Source organism: Exiguobacterium sp. s36 (genome assembly GCF_018618345.1).
Lineage (GTDB): Bacteria > Bacillota > Bacilli > Exiguobacteriales > Exiguobacteriaceae > Exiguobacterium > Exiguobacterium chiriqhucha.
Window position 1 is genome coordinate 44,552 of sequence record NZ_JACSLW010000007.1, and the last position, 17,427, is coordinate 61,978.

The 17,427-nt window shown below is 49.3% G+C and carries 23 protein-coding genes; 7 read left to right on the forward strand and 16 right to left on the reverse strand.

The genetic code is table 11. The features are described from left to right. Nucleotides 1-21: 21 nt before the first annotated feature. Entirely contained in the window at nt 22-894 is an 873-nt protein-coding gene (locus KNP95_RS13210) for a TetR/AcrR family transcriptional regulator (RefSeq protein ID WP_021065313.1), read from the reverse strand. A gap of 155 nt (nt 895-1,049) precedes the next feature. Here KNP95_RS13210 and KNP95_RS13215 point away from each other — a divergent pair, with 155 nt between their 5' ends. Continuing rightward, nucleotides 1,050-2,543 carry a DHA2 family efflux MFS transporter permease subunit gene (locus KNP95_RS13215; RefSeq protein WP_214756888.1) on the forward strand — a complete coding sequence of 498 codons (1,494 nt, stop codon included), beginning with the start codon at nt 1,050-1,052 and terminating at the stop codon, nt 2,541-2,543. 176 nt (nt 2,544-2,719) lie between these two features. After that, on the forward strand, nt 2,720-3,310 hold the full coding sequence (locus KNP95_RS13220; RefSeq protein WP_214837677.1) for a hypothetical protein: 591 nt from the start codon (nt 2,720-2,722) through the stop codon (nt 3,308-3,310). A gap of 298 nt (nt 3,311-3,608) precedes the next feature. On the opposite strand, the gene KNP95_RS13225 is transcribed toward KNP95_RS13220, so the two are convergent. Beyond that, nucleotides 3,609-4,253, reverse strand: a complete 645-nt coding sequence (locus tag KNP95_RS13225) for a plasmid pRiA4b ORF-3 family protein (RefSeq protein ID WP_214803520.1) — start codon at nt 4,251-4,253, stop codon at nt 3,609-3,611. Nucleotides 4,254-4,590: 337 nt separating this feature from the next. Between KNP95_RS13225 and KNP95_RS13230 the strand changes: the two genes are divergently transcribed. Further along, nucleotides 4,591-5,100, forward strand: a complete 510-nt coding sequence (locus KNP95_RS13230) for a glucosaminidase domain-containing protein (RefSeq protein WP_251138563.1) — start codon at nt 4,591-4,593, stop codon at nt 5,098-5,100. A gap of 173 nt (nt 5,101-5,273) precedes the next feature. Then, on the forward strand, nt 5,274-5,816 hold the full coding sequence (locus tag KNP95_RS13235; RefSeq protein ID WP_058765643.1) for a GNAT family N-acetyltransferase: 543 nt from the start codon (nt 5,274-5,276) through the stop codon (nt 5,814-5,816). Between the two features lie 21 nt (nt 5,817-5,837). Here the strand turns inward: KNP95_RS13235 and KNP95_RS13240 are convergent, their stop codons facing one another. Both KNP95_RS13240 and KNP95_RS13245 read right to left on the reverse strand, forming a co-directional pair. Further along, nucleotides 5,838-6,851, reverse strand: a complete 1,014-nt coding sequence (locus KNP95_RS13240; protein ID WP_021065321.1) for an ABC transporter permease — start codon at nt 6,849-6,851, stop codon at nt 5,838-5,840. Next, a complete protein-coding gene (locus tag KNP95_RS13245) occupies nt 6,844-7,572 on the reverse strand; it encodes an ABC transporter ATP-binding protein (RefSeq protein ID WP_214756828.1) in 729 nt (242 codons plus the stop codon). The genes KNP95_RS13240 and KNP95_RS13245 overlap by 8 nt, the downstream gene beginning before the upstream one ends. A 171-nt stretch (nt 7,573-7,743) precedes the next feature. Between KNP95_RS13245 and KNP95_RS13250 the strand changes: the two genes are divergently transcribed. Beyond that, nucleotides 7,744-8,346, forward strand: coding sequence for a TetR/AcrR family transcriptional regulator (locus tag KNP95_RS13250; protein ID WP_214837681.1), 603 nt, complete (start codon nt 7,744-7,746; stop codon nt 8,344-8,346). A gap of 123 nt (nt 8,347-8,469) precedes the next feature. After that, entirely contained in the window at nt 8,470-9,972 is a 1,503-nt protein-coding gene (locus tag KNP95_RS13255; RefSeq protein ID WP_214837683.1) for a phytoene desaturase family protein, read from the forward strand. 253 nt (nt 9,973-10,225) lie between these two features. On the opposite strand, the gene KNP95_RS13260 is transcribed toward KNP95_RS13255, so the two are convergent. From KNP95_RS13260 to KNP95_RS13275, 4 genes are read right to left on the reverse strand one after another with little or no spacing between them, the layout of a single operon-like run. Next, nucleotides 10,226-10,618, reverse strand: a complete 393-nt coding sequence (locus KNP95_RS13260; protein ID WP_214803538.1) for a hypothetical protein — start codon at nt 10,616-10,618, stop codon at nt 10,226-10,228. A gap of 21 nt (nt 10,619-10,639) precedes the next feature. Beyond that, entirely contained in the window at nt 10,640-11,125 is a 486-nt protein-coding gene (locus KNP95_RS13265) for a hypothetical protein (RefSeq protein ID WP_214837686.1), read from the reverse strand. 59 nt (nt 11,126-11,184) lie between these two features. Continuing rightward, nucleotides 11,185-12,003: an SMI1/KNR4 family protein gene (locus tag KNP95_RS13270; protein ID WP_214803544.1), complete on the reverse strand. Its 819-nt coding sequence runs from the start codon at nt 12,001-12,003 to the stop codon at nt 11,185-11,187. Between the two features lie 16 nt (nt 12,004-12,019). Next, a complete protein-coding gene (locus KNP95_RS13275) occupies nt 12,020-12,520 on the reverse strand; it encodes a hypothetical protein (protein WP_214837688.1) in 501 nt (166 codons plus the stop codon). A 78-nt stretch (nt 12,521-12,598) separates the two neighbouring features. Between KNP95_RS13275 and KNP95_RS13280 the strand changes: the two genes are divergently transcribed. After that, nucleotides 12,599-12,802 carry a hypothetical protein gene (locus KNP95_RS13280; RefSeq protein WP_214837690.1) on the forward strand — a complete coding sequence of 68 codons (204 nt, stop codon included), beginning with the start codon at nt 12,599-12,601 and terminating at the stop codon, nt 12,800-12,802. Here KNP95_RS13280 and KNP95_RS13285 read toward each other — a convergent pair. The 8 genes from KNP95_RS13285 to KNP95_RS13320 all read right to left on the reverse strand — a co-directional run bounded on the left by KNP95_RS13285 (nt 12,799) and on the right by KNP95_RS13320 (nt 17,386). Then, complete coding sequence (locus KNP95_RS13285) at nt 12,799-13,272, reverse strand: DMT family transporter (protein WP_214837692.1); 474 nt, start codon at nt 13,270-13,272, stop codon at nt 12,799-12,801. The genes KNP95_RS13280 and KNP95_RS13285 overlap by 4 nt on opposite strands. 12 nt (nt 13,273-13,284) lie before the next feature. Then, the gene (locus KNP95_RS13290) at nt 13,285-13,953 is read right to left on the reverse strand and encodes a Crp/Fnr family transcriptional regulator (RefSeq protein ID WP_214837694.1); all 669 of its coding nucleotides are present in this window, start codon (nt 13,951-13,953) and stop codon (nt 13,285-13,287) included. Nucleotides 13,954-13,959: 6 nt separating this feature from the next. Then, nucleotides 13,960-14,385 carry a DMT family transporter gene (locus tag KNP95_RS13295; RefSeq protein ID WP_131472838.1) on the reverse strand — a complete coding sequence of 142 codons (426 nt, stop codon included), beginning with the start codon at nt 14,383-14,385 and terminating at the stop codon, nt 13,960-13,962. 14 nt (nt 14,386-14,399) lie between these two features. Continuing rightward, complete coding sequence (locus KNP95_RS13300) at nt 14,400-15,338, reverse strand: DMT family transporter (protein WP_214837696.1); 939 nt, start codon at nt 15,336-15,338, stop codon at nt 14,400-14,402. Nucleotides 15,339-15,450: 112 nt separating this feature from the next. Further along, nucleotides 15,451-15,933, reverse strand: coding sequence for a hypothetical protein (locus KNP95_RS13305; protein WP_214837700.1), 483 nt, complete (start codon nt 15,931-15,933; stop codon nt 15,451-15,453). Between the two features lie 2 nt (nt 15,934-15,935). Then, entirely contained in the window at nt 15,936-16,391 is a 456-nt protein-coding gene (locus KNP95_RS13310) for a hypothetical protein (protein ID WP_214837702.1), read from the reverse strand. A gap of 81 nt (nt 16,392-16,472) precedes the next feature. After that, complete coding sequence (locus KNP95_RS13315) at nt 16,473-16,919, reverse strand: hypothetical protein (protein WP_214837704.1); 447 nt, start codon at nt 16,917-16,919, stop codon at nt 16,473-16,475. Between the two features lie 11 nt (nt 16,920-16,930). Then, entirely contained in the window at nt 16,931-17,386 is a 456-nt protein-coding gene (locus KNP95_RS13320; protein ID WP_214837707.1) for a hypothetical protein, read from the reverse strand. Nucleotides 17,387-17,427: the final 41 nt, after the last annotated feature.

Sequence of the window (17,427 nt, forward strand, 5' to 3'; positions counted from 1 at the left end):
GCAACCAATCTTTTTTTGTCGTTAGTGTGTCCGTGTATACAGCCAAACGAGATTCGTAAATTTCTGAACTTCCGTCTCCCCCGTCACACCTTTGAACAGACGTTGGAACGGCTTGAGCAATTGCTCGATGACAATTTTACGAAGCCGGTCTTGATGCAACTCATATGTGATCGCCTCAAACAAATCCGCTTGTTCTTCGGTCATCTTGACGTGTGCGCGAATCCGTTCCGCCATCTCAATCAGTTCGTCTTTTGTGACGAGGTTTTTATCGGTCGTACCACGCATCTGATCGACCGTGACCGGATTTAAAATATGCTCGTTCGTCTCGACCATACGGGCCGCCATCAGCTCGACGTAGGCGTATAAGTTACGAATCAGTTTCTGAATCGAATAGGCCGTGTTCGTGATGCGGAGCGTGAACAAGATGTGTTGCAACATCCCATTGAAGAGCACGGTCAACTCGACCGAGTACGGACGAATCTCCTCACCGATAATCTCGGTCAAGCGCATGGCGAGCCACTCGATCTCATAAACACGGTGCTGCAAGACGAGCTTCTTCAGCTCGGGCTCATTCGCCGACATGATCGACTCAAATAAGGCGTGGAGGTTCCGCTCTTCATTTAATTGAATGAGGATGGAAATCTGCTCGATAAAGACGTCCTTGTCACGCTTGTCCCGCCCCATCTGCATCTCGATGCGGCGCTGGCCGGCGTCATAGCGCAAGTTCTCAAGGATATTGGCGACACAGTCCGTCTTCGAGGCGAAGTAATTGTAGAACGTCCCTTTCGAGATGTTCGCCCGTTCAATGATTTCTTGGACCGACGTCTGTTGCACCCCGTTCTCAATGAAGAGGTTCATGGCGACATCGGCGACTTTTCGTTTCTTATCTTTCATATCATTTCCTGCTCCGTTCTGTTTCATTTATAGATTCAGTATATCATTTTGAACTGATAGTACAAAATGGTTGATTTATTTATACGACGGGTATAAAATCACTACATCGACACTTACTAGTATATAACTATTCAGAACATAAAGGAGCAACTCGTATGAAACCAGAATTCCAAAAGAAACCGCCGTATCTCATGCTCGCGGTCCTCTTTGCCGGGGCGTTCATCGCCTTCCTCAACAACTCGTTACTTAACGTCGCACTCCCATCGATCATGGTCGATTTGGAGATTGCCGACTACTCGACCGTCCAATGGCTCGCGACCGGCTTCATGCTCGTGACGGGTGTGCTCGTCCCAGCATCGGCCTACTTGATCACCCGGTTCTCGAACCGAAGCCTCTTCATCACCTCGATGGCGATTTTCGCTGTCGGGACGGCCATCGCCGCGTTTTCACCGAACTTCGGCATCTTGCTCGCCGGTCGGATGATTCAAGCGGTCGGTGCCTCGACGATGGGGCCACTCCTCATGAACGTCATGCTCGTCAGTTTCCCGCGTGAAAAACGTGGAACGGCGATGGGGATTTTCGGTCTCGTCATGATTTCTGCACCAGCCATTGGACCGACGCTTTCAGGTTACATTGTCGAGTATTACGACTGGCGCGTTTTGTTTGAGATGATTCTCCCGCTCGCTATCATCGGTCTCGGTCTCGCCATTTGGAAAGCTGAGAACGTCATGGTCCAGAATAAAGATCAATCGCTCGACTATTTGTCACTCGTCTTATCGACGCTCGGTTTTGGTGGCGTCTTGTACGGTGTCAGCTCGGCGAGTTCGGATGGCTGGGACAACCCGATTGTCTTGACGACGATGATTGTCGGATTCGTCGCGTTAATCGCCTTCGTCATCCGTCAACTCAACATGGAGAAACCGCTGCTCGACCTTCGGGCGTATAAATACCCGATGTTCGCACTCGCTTCCATCATCGCAATCGTCAACGCCGTCGCCATGTTCTCCGGCATGATTTTGACACCGGCTTACGTGCAAAGCGTCCGCGGCATCTCGCCGCTCGACTCTGGGCTCATGCTGTTACCGGGTGCCATCATCATGGGGATTATGTCACCGATTACGGGGAAACTGTTCGATAAGTTCGGACCGAAGTTGCTCTCGATCACAGGTCTCACCATCACAGCGATTTCGACGTATATGCTCGCTAACGTTCAACTCGATTCGACGTACACGTACATCGTGACGACGTACACGCTCCGCATGTTCGGGATGTCGATGGTCATGATGCCGATCATGACTAACGGTCTCAACCAGTTGCCGACGAGCCTCAACCCGCACGGAACGGCCATCAACAACACGGCCCAACAAGTATCCGGTGCGATTGGGACGGCAGTACTCGTCACCATCATGAACTCGGTGACGAAGACAGAAGCCGAATCACTCATGACCGGCGTCGACCCAGCGACACTCACCGAAAGTGCGATGGGCGCGTTGACGCAACAAGCGTTACTGTCAGGGATTCAAGTTTCGTTCTATGTCGCACTTGGGATGAACCTACTTGCGCTTGTACTGGCATTTTTCGTAAAACGAGTCGATGTACGCAAGCTCGACTTCAAGGAAGAAGAATCAGAACTCAAAAAAGCGAATTAACTAATACACCTAGTCGAAATGACAATCTTCTCTCATTGTGCGAGAAGATTGTCTTTTTTTATAGAGAACTTAATCAGTCAAAAAAAGAAAGAAATAAAATTAACTCATTAATTTCCAGAACGAGATATATGTAAATTAGTGTATAATATAACCATATAATGATTGGAGTTGATTTCATGTATAAGTGGATTAAACGTATTTTCATGGGTATTGGTATATTATTTACATTATTGGTTGTTTCAATATTTTTGATCGAACCATTTCAACATCCACTAAAAACATTACAAGCGAGTGTTATAGGAGATAAAGAATACGAAACTGAACCTAAAAAAACTGAAGAAGAAATCGAGTTAGAATCCTACCAGTTGAAACTTGTTCCAGTCGTAGATAAATACTCATCAGATTTGACAGCTATGTCCGAAACTTATGACGGCATACACGGATCTTTAGATATGTTTTTAAATGAAGATTTGAATAACGCTTTAGAAGCACAAGTTCTTTCAATCGAAGAAAATCATCAAGAAATACTTAACATCTTCCCTCCGAGAAGCGAGGAACCTTTTCATAGTAAACTGGAGCGTGCATCTGAAAAAATTGCAAAAGGGGCTCGAGATAGTTTTAATGGTGTGAGAAGTTTTGACATTGCCCTTATTGAACAAGGATTTGAACTAATGAATCAAGGTAATAGTGTGTTTATCGAACTATCTCCTCAAATTCAATCAAATAATAATCCTTTTAAAAATATTTACATGGATTTGAACTTTTGAAACAAAAGTGTATTTTTCGGCACACCTTGCAACATCCGAAGACGACGGTGTCTAGCTCTCAACGCCTGAACATTTCTCGATGGGCCAGATAGACATTCCAAGTTCCAGGTAGTTCTCTGTTTTCACCCTTTCAGTGTAATAATATGGATCTGGCTCATAGCGATTACCCCTTCTGAATGTTTGTGTGATAACTTCATTCTAAACGAGGCCATCGTTATGGGCTTTATTGTGTTCATTTTGAAGTGTTGAACTTAATTTTATAGTTCTTCATCAAAAAAAGCGACATTAGCCGCTTTTCTCATTTCACTCTCTTCACAGTCACATATTCTTGCAATAGGAAATTGATTTTATCCTTTTGATAGAATTGTACTTCTTTAGACGCTTCCACATACTCCTCGTGTTGCGGATGAGACGAATCGTTTAGGATGTCTTGAATCATCTGATTTCCAGTCATCCCGCCCACGTCTTCGAATGGCGTCTCCCCTTCCCATTCTGTCACCATCGGATATGGATACGGATAGTCGTCGATGACTTTCTCTAACGTCAGTTCATGCTTCCAGTCGTCCCCGTAGTCATACGTATAGTAAAGTTTCGGATTCGACTCGATGACGGTCGGCAATTTTACGTTCTTCATCTGGCGAATGGATAATTGCCGATACATTTCATAAATCTGTTGTTCGAATGCTTGTAATTGCGACTTAGACTTGAAGTAAGACAACCGAGCCTTATGCTCCTCGGCTTCATCTGAAGATAAGACGAACCGGAACGTCGGCTTTCGTAAATCATTTTCAAACTTTGCCAAGTGAGAGTCGTCCCACCACATAACGATTTGAATCGCGTCATGGAGCCGTTTGAAGTTCGTCTCGGCCGGGATGCTAAAGCGGCGCCAGACCGGTGTTGGGCTGTCGAGAAGTTGAATGTGGAACTGATACGCTTTGAACATAAAGTCGATTCCTCCTAATTTCGTTTCGGTCGCTTCTTTTTCTGATGATGATTCTTCCTGTTTCAAAAATACCTGAATGAATGGAAACTCGCCACTTACAAAATAGCACTTCACGATTTAGTTGCATAAATTTGGATGATTCCTCCCGCTTAATCAAAATGAAATAATTAAAAAGCCTAATATATGGTATTATTTGCATAGTTTATTTATTGAATAGGGAGGAACAAGGATGAAAAACGTGTTCGTTTATTCGATCGGAATTGCTTTAATCCTATTTTCGTTGATTATATCGATGCCATCTGTTTCAGCTGCGTCAAAAAAAGAAAATCGTGCTATTATGGGAACGTCAGCATTAACACCTCAACAGATGGCGGACTTTGTCAAAAAGAAAAATCCGAAAAACGTCCGGCTTCAAGGTGTGACCGTCGAAGAGCTCGCCAAGCTGTTCGTCGTCATCGGAGCAAAAGAAGGTGTCCGTGGCGATGTCGCGTTCGCGCAAGCGTTGAAGGAGACCGGCTACTTCAGTTACAAAGGTGACGTGCTCCCGAGGCAACATAATTATGCGGGCATCGGAACGGTCGGTAACGGGGTAAAAGGCCATACGTTCCGCTCGCCCTTCCAAGGCGTCACGGCCCATATTCAGCACCTGAAAGCATACGCTTCGAAAGACAAACTGAACATGAAGCTCGTGGACCCTCGCTTCCGTTACGTGAAACGAGGATCTGCACCAACTTGGCCTGCCCTTCAAGGCAAATGGGCGATGCAACCGAGAGGCAACTATGGCAACGACGTCCTTGCAATCTACAAAGAGATGGGACGGACAAAACTTCGCGTCGCCAAAAAATGAACGACTACAATGACTTACAGGGGTGAAAGATAGTGACTTGCAACCAAGTACGATTGTTTAGCGGACTCGCACTTCTCGTGACCGGCGTCGCTTTACTACTTAAACGTTAAGCTGCATCCGGGAATGCCCGGATGCTTTTTTGACGCAATCAACAATAAAGAGGAGCTACCTCAATGAAACCACGCACGTATATCCGAGAGGGTCAACGATGTACCGTTCGACTGGCCGAGACGAACGATGCGAAGCGACTTGAATTGATTCGTCTTCAAATCGACAGCGAAACCGAATTTTTAGACCGCGAGCCGGGCGAGGGCTATCTCGACGCTCCTGCGTTCAAACGACTCATTCAACTAGACCGCGAAACAGCCAACCGTGTCTTCCTAGTCGCCGAAGTCGATGGAAACCTTGTCGGGTTTGCCCGTTGCGAAGGCAGTTCGTTGAAACGGAAAGTGCATGCCGTCGAGTTCGGCGTCGGGGTGTTGCAAGCCTATTGGGGATTCGGCCTCGGCTCGGCACTATTGCGCGCTTCAATCGATTGGGCCGAGACGAACGGAATTCATAAAATCAATTTGAGCGTCATCGAGGCGAATGAAAAAGCCGTCGCACTCTATGAGCGTTACGGCTTTGAACAGGAAGGCAGATTGCGACACGACAAGCGACTACGTGACGGTCACTACTACGATACAATTTTAATGGGTCGCCTGAACGGGATTTGAGCATAGCGCTCGAATCCCATTTTAGTGCCCCCGATACTTCCCGAGCGCCCGCATATTCAACAAGTAGAGCACAGCGGCGTAAACGATTAAGCCGAGCACATAGCCCCATATCCCGGCAAACCCGCTGCCGTACACCATGACTTCTTTAATCGCGGTCGCCCCGTAAAAGATCGGCATAATATAGCTCAAGTTGCCAAGTCCGTACGGAATCAAGTCGAGCGGGATTAACCCTGAGAAAAACACTTGCGGAATGATTGTGAACGGAATCATTTGGACGACTTGAAGTTCCGAACGGGCGAACACTGAAATCGTCGCGCCGAACAAGACGGCCGTCCCCGCCATTAAAATCATCACGAGAAACACCCAACCGATATTGCCGAGCGAGGTCAGCCCGAGCACGTAAATCGTATACAGAACGATGAAAACGGACTGAACGACCGCGAACACGCCGTAGCCGAGCGTATACCCTAAGATGACCTGTCCACGTTTAATCGGTGTCATGAGTAGACGTTCGAGCGTGCCACCGCTCCGCTCTTTGACGAGCGCCATCGCGGATAGAATGAAGACGAAGAAGAACGAGAACAGTGACAAGAACACGTAACCGAACGAATCGAACGTCGATTGGCCTTCTTCCCCATATACATAGTTCATCTCGATATCGGCCGCCGGATTCAATGCCGACAACGCCGCTTGAATCTCTCGTACCGCCTTCGAGGACTTCGTCGACGGCTCTCGGAGCGTGATGGTCGTCCCTTCCTGCGTCGCTTCAAAAATCGCATCGACGTCTTTATTGTCCTCTAAATACCCGAACGGATTGTCGACCGTATCCAACCGGACGTCGAGTGTCTCGGCTTCGAACGCTTCGACGAGTTGCGTTTGCGCGTTCTCATCGAGCACGACGACCGGCACGTAATCCGAGTCACCGAGGAGGAAGTAAACGAGCGTCAAAATCAAGAGTGGTGCGATCAAAATCAAGGCGACACTCCGTTTATCATTGAGCGTCTGAAAGATGACGCGTTTCGCCAAGTTACGCATGATCCGTCCCTCCTTCTCGACCGGCGATGAGGAACAGTTCCTCGACGCGACCGTTCTCCGTCTGATCTAACAGATGCGGCACGGTGTCGTAAGCGATCAAACGGCCGTTATAGATGAGCGCGGCCCGGTCACACTCGAGCACCTCGTCCATGACGTGCGTCGAGACGATGATCGTCGTCCCGTTCGCCCGAATCGCTTGAAACTGATCCCAAATCTGACGGCGTAAGATTGGATCGATTCCGACCGTCGGCTCGTCTAAAAACAAGACGTCCGGTTGATGCAGGATTGCGATTGCGAGTGACAACCGTTTTTTCATCCCGCCCGAGAAGTTTCGGACGAGTTTCTTGCGGTCGGCCGTCAAATCGACGAGCGTGAGCACTTCCGTGATGCGTTGTTGGAGCTTCGGTTTGCCGAGCTTATAGATGGAGCCGAAAAATTCAAGATTCCCCTCGGCCGACAAGTCGTCATACAATCCGTCGTTCTGGGGCATGAAGCCGATCTTGTGGAGCATGCTCATGTTTGGCATGATCGTCTCTCCGATTTGAATCGAACCTGTGTCTGCGGCCAAGGCACCAATCATCAGCCGGATGAGCGTCGTCTTTCCCGAACCGGATGGGCCCAGCAGGCAACAGATGTCCCCTGAGTTGATGGTGAAGCCGACGTGGTCGATGGCCAACTGGTCACCGAACGATTTACTGATGTCGTTCAGTTGAATATCCATATTCATTCTCCTTTTCGATGCCTTGTTCGAGTACACTGAATTAATAGACACCGTGTTGGTTTATAGGTTCAGTATAGACCTCAGTCGACAGCCCAACAATCGGCAATATCGGCCATCGTGTCGGTTATCAGACAGTTTTCACTCAAGTGTTGGATAAAGGAGAATATTCAGATGGGACATGAAGATTTACGCATCACACGAACGAAACAATTGATTAAAAGTGCCTTCCTCGAGTTGATTGACGAGCATGGGTTCGAGGCGGTCACCGTGAAAGCGATCACCGAACGGGCCGGCATCAATCGCGGGACGTTTTACAGTCACTATGTGGATAAGTTCGACTTGATGGAGAAGTCGATTGAAGCGATTTTCCATGAGGCCGAACTTAAACTCGTCAAAAACCTCCCTCACGTCTTCGGTGAAGAGCGTGGTGAATCATCCTATCAATTGCTCGTCCCGTTCATCCGTTTCATCGAAGACAATAAAATCTTGATGAAGCCGCTCCTCAGACCGAACGGGGACCCGCAGTTCCAGGCCCGGCTCCGGTCGTACATGCATGCGGCGCTGTTCCATCGTTCCCCGACAGTCTTATTCGACGAGACGAAGGCGCTCGTGCCGGCCGATTATCTCGTGTCCTATATTTCCTCGGCCCATATGGGGGTCATTTACGAATGGCTGTACAACGACCGACCCGAAACGGCCGAGGACATCGCCCGCATCATCTATACGATCACGTTCGAAGGGCCGCTCGTCGCGGGTGGTCTCCGTGCACATTGAAACTTTTACCGTTCCTTCTTGTACGTTAATATTTGGATAAAATACTTCTTGAATGGGTATGTATACGGAGAAGAATGTCTTAGATTTATAAAATTTAACTGGCGAAAGAAGGGTGGCTCGTCTATGCAAAATGTGAACAAGTCTGTGATTGTGATTGGCGGTGGGCTCGGCGGGATTTCCGCGGCCATCTCGCTCACACAAAAAGGATACGACGTCTCCTTGTACGAAAAGAACGACCATATCGGCGGGAAAGTGAATCGGCTCGAACAAGACGGCTTCGGCTTTGACCTCGGCCCGTCGATTTTAACGATGCCACAAATTTTCGAGAAGCTGTTCGCAGGTAGCGGCAAGCGGATGGAAGACTACGTGCCAATCAAACGGCTCGACCTCGAGTGGCGCTCGTTCTTCCCGGACGGCACCGTGCTCGATCTCTATCATGACTTGGACAAGATGGAGCGCGCTAACCCGACGTTGTCTCGGAAAGACATGTATGAATACCGCGAGCTGTTGAAATATGCCGAGCGGATTTATAACACGACAGAGAAGGCGTACTTGAAAGAAGGGTTTGAATCACCGCGCGAAGCGGTTGCGAAGAATGGTCTCTTCTCGACGTTGTTCGGCTTCGATTTGACGTCGACGATGTACGACGGCATCGCCAAACGGATCAGCAATCCGCATTTACGGACGATGTTGTCGTATTACGTCAAGTATGTCGGGTCGTCCCCGTATAGCGCGCCGGCCGTCCTCAACATGATGATTTATATGCAGCACGCACAAGGCTGTTGGTACGTCGAAGGTGGCACGCATAAACTGGCGGAAGGACTGACGAAACTTGCGGAGGAGATTGGCGTCCAGCTCCATACCGGGCAGGGCGTCGTCCGCGCGCACACGCTGAATGGTCAACTGACGGCAATCGAGCTCGAGGACGGACGGCTCCGTTCGGCCGACTATTTCGTCTCCAATATGGAAGTCATCCCGTTCTATCAAAAGATGGTCGAGGCGGACGAACAGTTCGTCGACAAGCTCGTCGAGAAATATGAGCCGGCCAGTTCTGGTTTCGTGCTCCACCTCGGCGTGAACAAAGAGTATCCGGCGCTCGGCCACCACAACTTCTTCTTCTCGGAGAACTTGCATGAACAGATGGACAAGATTTTCGAGCAGCACGAGTTGCCGGACGACCCGACGATTTACTTGGTGAACGTCAATAAGACCGACCCGACACAGGCACCGCCCGGGCACGAGAACATTAAAATTTTGCCGCATATCCCGTACATCCAAGACAACCCATTCACGCCAGAGGACTACGCCGCGTTTGAAGAGCGTGTCCTCGATAAGCTCGAGCGGATGGGCTTGGACGGGTTGCGCGAACACACGGTGACGCGTGACGTCTGGACGCCGCATGATATCGAGCGGACGTACGGCTCGGATCGAGGCGCGATTTATGGGACCGTCGCCGATAAGAAACGAAACGGCGGCTTCAAGCACAAGAAGCAGAGCGAGCTGTATGACAACCTCTACTTCGTCGGCGGCACGGTCAATCCCGGCGGCGGCATGCCAATGGTGACATTGAGCGGCCAGCAAGTGAGCGATAAGATTGCGAAACGTGACGGAGTCACAAATCGATGACCGACTCGTTTTGGGAACGACACCGCTTCAAGTTCTATACGATTGGCATGGTCATCTGCGGAATCTTGGTGGGCATGTTTTCATGAAAAGAAGCATCTGACGTCGTGTCAGATGCTTCTTTTAGTTGCCTGTATTCGATTTTCCGACAATGAGTTTCAATACAAAAATGATTCCGCCTAACACGACAGAATAGGTTCCAAGCGACCAGAGCATGTCAAACACTCGCATATCCACCTTAATCTACTCACTCCATTTAAAAGTTATTTAGACTCAAGATCTCGTTCACTTCTTCGGTGTACATCGAATCGACTTCAAATACATCGGTTCCTTCCAATCCACGAGTGAAGAGCATCTTGTTATCATCTAGTACCCAGACGTTCACCGTCGCTTCCATCGTCGACTCGGACCGGTTGTTCACCGTGATGACGTAGTCGGGCAAACCTGTGACTGTTGATTCAGACAAAGGACTCGTCTCAATCAACTCAAGAAACCGTCCAATTTCTGCTTCGTCCGTGAGCGTATCGCCAGAATAGACGATGGTGCTTTCATCTGTATACGTCCCGACGACGAGTTCACGACCATTCGCATTACACGCATTCAAAAACAACAACCCGACAATTAGAAAGAAGATTAGTCTTCGTCTCATTCATCTGCACGTCCCTCCGTTTTACTTGAAACGATTATTGGACGCGTCGCGATGAGCCGTCCGCAGTTCGTGATTCGTCACGTGCTCCGAATCAATCAACTCGATTTTCCGATTCACCCACACTGACATGAAGATGAATGGGATGAACAAGGCAATCAGCAGGATCGCGAAGACGACGAGCGAGCCTTCAATCGCCCAAGCAATGGCGATAAAGATGCCTAGCAAGATGACGTTCGCGAGGACGATACCGAACTCGAGGCGCACGAACTTTTGATAGCGTGCCTCGTCATTGAAGGTGAGCAGTAACTTCATCCGGTGCCATGCCCGATAGAGACTTGGCAGCTGCGTCGCCATGATGATGACGGCAAACGTCAATAACGAGATTTCTTGCGTGAAGATGAAGTAAAAGGCGATTCCTAAAATCGCGAACGTGAGCAGGAGTGCCGTCCGGTTCACTTTACGGTCGTTCTCGACCATTTGTTTTAATCGTTCAGTCTTTGGAATCATGTAACTCCTCCTAAATGAATCTCATAGCCTTCCTTTACGAACGTAAACGACAAATTGTTTCATTCGACTTGAATATCGTTATCGAGAATGTATATCGTCTCTTCGTAGCGTTGTTTACTATAGGTATCGTCTTGCCTGAGAAGCGTTTCAAAAAATGCTTCGAACAGTTGTTGGTTGAGCGGTTTCCGGCGAATGATGATTTCTTGAATGATGCTTGTCGCCGAATCTCGTAACGTCTCGTCATCCATCCATGTCAACAACTCGCGAACGAGTTCGTCCGCTCCGAACGAATCCACCCCATTGAACCAAATAACCGCACCATCGATTTTTTCTTCCGGATGATTGCTATAGAGTAAGCGTCGCGCGTAATCAGGGAAAGGCTCCCCGTCAGCCATTCCCGTGACCGGTTCCGGCATCACTTCTTCATACATTCCCAGATCGACCGTCGTGAGTGCTTCGGCTAACTGGTGAAACGAATCGAATAAAATATCAATCTGTTCAGTGTCCGTATCGATGAAAGCGATGTTCGGATTTGACCCATCGCGGTAATCAAACGCGAGGAAAAAGTGCCCATCCCCGGCGAACGCAATCAAACGTTCATCCTTAACACCCCATTCGGTCAATAAGGTTTTCGATTCAATTATCCCTTTATGTAATCCGACCCCGGCAATCGAATCAACGAGGGCGATGTCATCTTGTCCATTCCATATAATCGGCAAATCGCGTTGTACGACATATCCCCCGTTTTGGATACGAAGCGACTCAAGATAATCGTCCGGCAGCTTCACCCCGAGGCGCCCTTCCACTTCAGTCAATACGTCGTCCGTTAATGCGGGCAACCGATTCGGGTCGTCCGGTATGTCATTCCAAATGATCATTGCTCCCCTGCTTTCTTTAATCGCTATATTTCTTATCCCAACTGCGCTTCAAGCGCTCGCGTTTTGTAAAGCTAATCAAGCTATCCGCGACATGCTCGTGATCGATCCGAAGCAAGCGATAATCAAGCCATGTCTCAACCACTAACATACCTACAATCAACGTTGCCGACAGTCCGCTGAACACGGACAATGCAAAGAATCCGGATACGTGTCCAAACATCAGACCGAGCATACCCCATAACATCGCAATCACGATGACGCCCTTCGCCCGAATCAATCGTTGGTAAGAGCGATGTTCATTGAATGTCAAAAGTGTACGTGTCTTCTGCCACGTGACAACACTAAACGGGACAGCCGTCATGATCAAAAAGGAGAAGACTGCAAGTAGTTGCAACGACGCATTGGCGTAAATCCACCATCCCACTCCTAGTCCAGCTGCGGCGGCCCATAACAAGTTAAATGCACCTTTTTTCGGGCGTTTCTGTAACTGTTCGATTCGTTCTTCTCGCGACATCATAATTTGTTCCTCCTTGAAACCAATTCGGACCGTTTACCGTACATAGGAGTAGCATACCAATAATTAGGAGGTATTTCGATGGATATTCTCATTTTAGTCGTCCTGCTCGGTATCGCCGGATTCATCGTAACCCGTTCTTATACCATCTATCCGTCATCGTTCGGCGACCGTTCACCCGTTCAACCACGCGCCTCGCTCACAACAAAATGCCCGCATTGCCAAGCCGTCATCAAACGGCAGGAACACGGGCAAACTTGTTCAACTTGTCGAAAATCCTTTTAACTAATCTGCTTTGCTTTTTGGTGGGCCGTCTCTTTATTCCCACTCAACTGGAACAACAGAACCCCACCAACGATTAGCACGATGCCAAGCGCTGTCTTCCACGTGAACGGGATGGCTTCGAGCCCGAACCAGCCGAGTGTGTCCCATAAGAGCGCGAATAGGATTTGTGATACCATGACGATCGAGATGGCGTGGCTCGGCCCGAGCTGTTGGACGCCTTGCGTCACACTCATGACGACGCCGACCCCGATGATGCCGCTGAACCAGTACCACGTCTCCATCCCCGTGACGGCGAACAGACCAAATCCTTCACTGATCAATCCGACGAGCAGTGATGCCAAGAAGCCAAGTGCGAGCACGAGCGTTGTCGTCGCCCACGCCCCGACCTGTTCTTTCACTTTGGCGTTGAACGTATTCTGCACACAGACGAGCATGCCGCCCATGACCGCGAGCATCATTCCAAGTGCCATGATATGTCCTCCTCATTCATAAATACTCTCTCCGGCAACAGCAAGCAATCCGGCGCGATCAATGATTGCAATCGATCGACGATCCCGTTCAATCAATCCCTGCTCGACGAAACGCTTGAGCGTCCGGTTGACGTGGCGATAGCTCGTCCCAATCAAATCGGCGATATCGGTCAACTCATCGACGGTCGACCCGAGCGTCGTCTCTTCCGGTGTCATCGACAACAGATAGCTCGCGAGCCGCACATCGACCGGGTAAAACAAGTTGAAACTCATCGACTGCGACTTCATCTCGAACTTTTTCGTGATGCCTGCCAGCAAATAGTGGAGCCATTTCACATCATCCTTGGCATTAGGCGCGAGATCGTCGAAGCGGACGACAATCATCTCGACCGGCGTGACTGCCTCGACCGTGTTCAAGAACGGCGTGCGGCGGACGTATTCGATGTCTCCAATCAAGTCGAGTGGATATTTGAACGACAAGACGAGCCGCTTTCCAGCCGCTGACGTGTGGGCCACCCGAATCTTTCCACTGACGAGAAAGTGGAGCTGCTCGGCCTTAGCGCCTTGGGTGCAAATCGCCTCTCCCGTCGCATAACGGACGAGCTTAAGTTGAGGACGTACAGCTGATGGGAGTACCTCATCCAGCCCATATCGCTTCATGTAACGGTCAATCTGTTCCATCGCACGTCATCCTTTCAATACGAGAATCCCGACAATCATCATGACGACCCCGAGCAGTTGCGTCCGGTTTAAGTCACGGCGCAACATCCCGAACCATCCGCGCCAGTCGATGACGAGCGCGAGGGCAAGCTGGGCAATCAAGAACAACGAGATGGTGAGTGTGACACCGAGCTCATGCACGGCTGTCATATTGCTGAACAAGATGAACGCAGCGAACGCGCCCCCTGACAAATAAAGCGGCTCGACGCGACGCATGTGGACGTACGTCCGGTCGCGGACGAGAAGCATGATTATGAGCGCAACGACGAAACCCGTCAATTGCGTCAACGTCGCTGCCTGCCACGTCCCGATACTTGAACTGATGCGTGCGTTGGCGACGCTCTGCAGTGTCAAAAAGAAACCTCCACTGATGGCGAACAGTACTCCGCGCATGATATCTTTCCTCCTTACGATAAACGAATCAGCATGATCCCGATGACCATGACGAGTAAACTGACGAGTTGAATCCCGGTGACCGGGTTCTTGGCGGCCCCGAACCAACCGAAACGGTCGATGAGCAGACTTCCGCACAGCAAGCCGACAATGACGATGACGACGGCGATGCCGGTCCCGACCATCGGCACGATTAAGACGTTCCCGCCGATGAACAGTGCCCCGATGATACCGCCGAGCCAAATCCACCACGGCTGACCACGTAACCCGCGCCATTCGACGCTCGGCCGCAAGACGAGCAAGATGAGCAGTAATGTGACCGTCCCGACAACGAACGAGACAAGCGCCCCTTTCAAGGCCGATTCGAGCACCGTTCCCAAATAGCCGTTGATGGCCGTCTGTGTTGCGCTCATCATCCCGGTCCCGATTCCGACGAGGCGCCAGGCGTTCAAATTGCCGGTTCCCGTCTGCGATGAAGCGACCAGTTTACCACGGCGACGGTTGATCCAGTCCGTCAGTGCGACCGTCCCGACTACGCCGAGCAAGACGAGCATGGCCCCGAACACGCGCCACGGTGTGAGGACATTGACGGTTGAATTGAACCAGCCGAAGTGGTCAATCAAGAGCCCCATCAAAATCTGTCCGAAGATTGGCATGATGACGGTCTGGACACTCCCGAGTCTCGGGAACAAGAGGATGTTCCCCGTTAAAAAGATTACCCCTAACAAACCACCCGACCACATCCAAAGCGGTTCTCCTTGGAAAATGGATGATTCAATCCCGAACGACTGCCCGGTGAGCAGTAACGTAAGTGTTAAAAACGTCGTCCCGATTGCGAACGACAGGAACGACGCGACAAACGGTGACCCGACGATGGTGCGCAGACGCGAGTTCACGCTCGTCTGCACCGGTAACAAAATCCCGATGACGAGTCCAATTACAATGGCTAACATAGTCTCTTCCTCGATTCTCTCTATATACTGTGTACGTGTTAAGCTTACTCCCCACACACTTTAGCATAAAGGACCGATGTCCTGAAATGTGAAAAAAGACGAGTTCCGACTATCAGGAACTCGTTTTTTGGTGTGTATGGCGCTCAGTTTTCGCTTCGTTGAACATCCGATTCGTGACGTGATGTGCATCAAACGTCAGAACGACTCGGTTGACCATGTATGAAAACAGTAACCCGCCAATCGTACCAGTCACCAACATGACCAGGAGTGGCCAAACCGTGAGAAGGTCGGTGTGATGTGCAGCGAGCAGACAGATAAACAGCAAAAAAATGAACCATTCGACGATGAAATCACTGTAAATCCAACGTCGATAGCGAGGATCCGGATTAAATGTCAGCAACACTTTCGTCTTGCACCACGCGACACACAATTGGGGCAAATACACTGCAAACAGGATGAGCGGTAAATAAATCGACGTCTGATACGAGATGAATGCGACAGCGATCAGGCTGAAGAAAAGTCCCCAGTAGCGCCAGTGCCACGTCGCATCCTCATGCGCGAATAATCGCTCGATTCGTTGTTGTTTCGTCAGCATGTTCATATCAACCCATTCGCCGTTGCCAATTCAGAGCGGACCGGTTGGGCTGCATCTGCGCTTTGGACAGTTTCATTGAAGCGTTTATACAGAAGGGATAGCAGGACGGCAATCCCAATGACGAGAACCCATGTCCACCAAGGGGCCACCAGTTTATAACTCGCCACGCTACCGACGATAATGACGTACCATCCGCTTAAAATCCGATAGACATTCCGCGTCGCCATTCGAGCGCCGTTTTCATCCGATAGACGAGCGAACGTCTCTCCTTCTTTCAGCAAATATACGATTGAACCGCTGGCGAACAAACCTATCAATCCTAAGCCAACCCACCAAATGTGATCCGCGAGCAACGTGACAAATAATAGTCCAGGGACAGGGGCGAACATCATGTCTCGCCGCCGCTTCCTTTGTTGACGATATCGATTCATTTCGTCAATCCGTTGTTGTTTCTTCATACGATTCCATTCCTTTTCTAATCATTGATTCCGTTGAGGCAACGCTTCAATCCGGGCTTCTCTGTTCAACTAAATACCTCCTCAGTCCTTGACGTTACTAAGTTTGATGTCGCGACGGATTGGGTGTTCCGGGTCTTCACGCGTCAATCGATTGTCGAGTTTGCGTTGAATTTGGTTATTTGCGAGAACAACGCCGATTACTAAAACAGGTAATAACCACGTCACCCCTAATTGCCCAGTCAAAAGATACGTTAAAACAATGAATAGAATCACAGCAAAATCGTATATGTATTGCTTCGTGATAATTTGTTTCGCCTTATGCTCTCTCGTCAAATTTTTCATAAAGCGGCTTTCATGACTAAGCACGGCGCTAATCAACAGGAGACTACTAACCACACCAACGATGTACCAGTCGTTTCTTTTAATAGAGAACACACAAAACAACATCACAAGCACCAAGAAACTGCGAGCCCACGCCAACCTTTGAATCTTTTTATAAATCACATTGATGCGCTCTTGTTTAGTCATCGAATTCCCCCTTAAAAACTTTCTCGTTTGATGTCGCGACGTGTCGGTTGCTCAGGATCAATCAGCTTTACTTTCTCATCAAGCAACCGTTCCACAATCACCAGCGCCAATGCCGTTAGGGAGAAGATGAAGAATGGGACCCAGCTGATTGTTTCTATCTTCATGAGTAACGGGAAAAACAAACAGATGAAGACAACCATCATGTAGTTGAACACATATTGAATGTGGATGACCCGCTTCGCTCGAATGTGGTCTGTGAAACTGCTCATGAATCGACTTTCCCGCATGATCATCACACCGTATGCTAACAGCGACACTATAATCAAACTTCCGTATATGAGCGATTGTGTCTCGGTTTGTAGAAAGAAGAAGAGCAATACACCAATCGGAATCGCAAAACCAAGTCGTATGAGAAGCGATTTTCGGTTGCCTGTAATCATTTCTTTTAAACGCTGATGTTTGTTCATCTTGTTCACCTCTTATCTCACTATACGATTCTATCAGAAAA

What these genes read in the sequence shown, in the direction of transcription:
- KNP95_RS13265 (WP_214837686.1), bottom strand. Translation starts at nt 11,125, where the DNA reads ATGATTCCAAAGACTGAACGATTAAAACAAATGGTCGAGAACGACCGT.
- KNP95_RS13250 (WP_214837681.1), top strand. Translation starts at nt 7,744, where the DNA reads ATGGGACATGAAGATTTACGCATCACACGAACGAAACAATTGATTAAA.
- KNP95_RS13305 (WP_214837700.1), bottom strand. Translation starts at nt 15,933, where the DNA reads ATGCTGACGAAACAACAACGAATCGAGCGATTATTCGCGCATGAGGAT.
- KNP95_RS13220 (WP_214837677.1), top strand. Translation starts at nt 2,720, where the DNA reads ATGTATAAGTGGATTAAACGTATTTTCATGGGTATTGGTATATTATTT.
- KNP95_RS13225 (WP_214803520.1), bottom strand. Translation starts at nt 4,253, where the DNA reads ATGTTCAAAGCGTATCAGTTCCACATTCAACTTCTCGACAGCCCAACA.
- KNP95_RS13295 (WP_131472838.1), bottom strand. Translation starts at nt 14,385, where the DNA reads ATGCGCGGAGTACTGTTCGCCATCAGTGGAGGTTTCTTTTTGACACTG.
- KNP95_RS13315 (WP_214837704.1), bottom strand. Translation starts at nt 16,919, where the DNA reads ATGACTAAACAAGAGCGCATCAATGTGATTTATAAAAAGATTCAAAGG.
- KNP95_RS13260 (WP_214803538.1), bottom strand. Translation starts at nt 10,618, where the DNA reads ATGAGACGAAGACTAATCTTCTTTCTAATTGTCGGGTTGTTGTTTTTG.
- KNP95_RS13320 (WP_214837707.1), bottom strand. Translation starts at nt 17,386, where the DNA reads ATGAACAAACATCAGCGTTTAAAAGAAATGATTACAGGCAACCGAAAA.
- KNP95_RS13240 (WP_021065321.1), bottom strand. Translation starts at nt 6,851, where the DNA reads ATGCGTAACTTGGCGAAACGCGTCATCTTTCAGACGCTCAATGATAAA.
- KNP95_RS13245 (WP_214756828.1), bottom strand. Translation starts at nt 7,572, where the DNA reads ATGGATATTCAACTGAACGACATCAGTAAATCGTTCGGTGACCAGTTG.
- KNP95_RS13210 (WP_021065313.1), bottom strand. Translation starts at nt 894, where the DNA reads ATGAAAGATAAGAAACGAAAAGTCGCCGATGTCGCCATGAACCTCTTC.
- KNP95_RS13290 (WP_214837694.1), bottom strand. Translation starts at nt 13,953, where the DNA reads ATGGAACAGATTGACCGTTACATGAAGCGATATGGGCTGGATGAGGTA.
- KNP95_RS13285 (WP_214837692.1), bottom strand. Translation starts at nt 13,272, where the DNA reads ATGGCACTTGGAATGATGCTCGCGGTCATGGGCGGCATGCTCGTCTGT.
- KNP95_RS13215 (WP_214756888.1), top strand. Translation starts at nt 1,050, where the DNA reads ATGAAACCAGAATTCCAAAAGAAACCGCCGTATCTCATGCTCGCGGTC.
- KNP95_RS13300 (WP_214837696.1), bottom strand. Translation starts at nt 15,338, where the DNA reads ATGTTAGCCATTGTAATTGGACTCGTCATCGGGATTTTGTTACCGGTG.
- KNP95_RS13270 (WP_214803544.1), bottom strand. Translation starts at nt 12,003, where the DNA reads ATGATCATTTGGAATGACATACCGGACGACCCGAATCGGTTGCCCGCA.
- KNP95_RS13230 (WP_251138563.1), top strand. Translation starts at nt 4,591, where the DNA reads ATGGGAACGTCAGCATTAACACCTCAACAGATGGCGGACTTTGTCAAA.
- KNP95_RS13235 (WP_058765643.1), top strand. Translation starts at nt 5,274, where the DNA reads ATGAAACCACGCACGTATATCCGAGAGGGTCAACGATGTACCGTTCGA.
- KNP95_RS13310 (WP_214837702.1), bottom strand. Translation starts at nt 16,391, where the DNA reads ATGAAGAAACAACAACGGATTGACGAAATGAATCGATATCGTCAACAA.
- KNP95_RS13280 (WP_214837690.1), top strand. Translation starts at nt 12,599, where the DNA reads ATGGATATTCTCATTTTAGTCGTCCTGCTCGGTATCGCCGGATTCATC.
- KNP95_RS13255 (WP_214837683.1), top strand. Translation starts at nt 8,470, where the DNA reads ATGCAAAATGTGAACAAGTCTGTGATTGTGATTGGCGGTGGGCTCGGC.
- KNP95_RS13275 (WP_214837688.1), bottom strand. Translation starts at nt 12,520, where the DNA reads ATGATGTCGCGAGAAGAACGAATCGAACAGTTACAGAAACGCCCGAAA.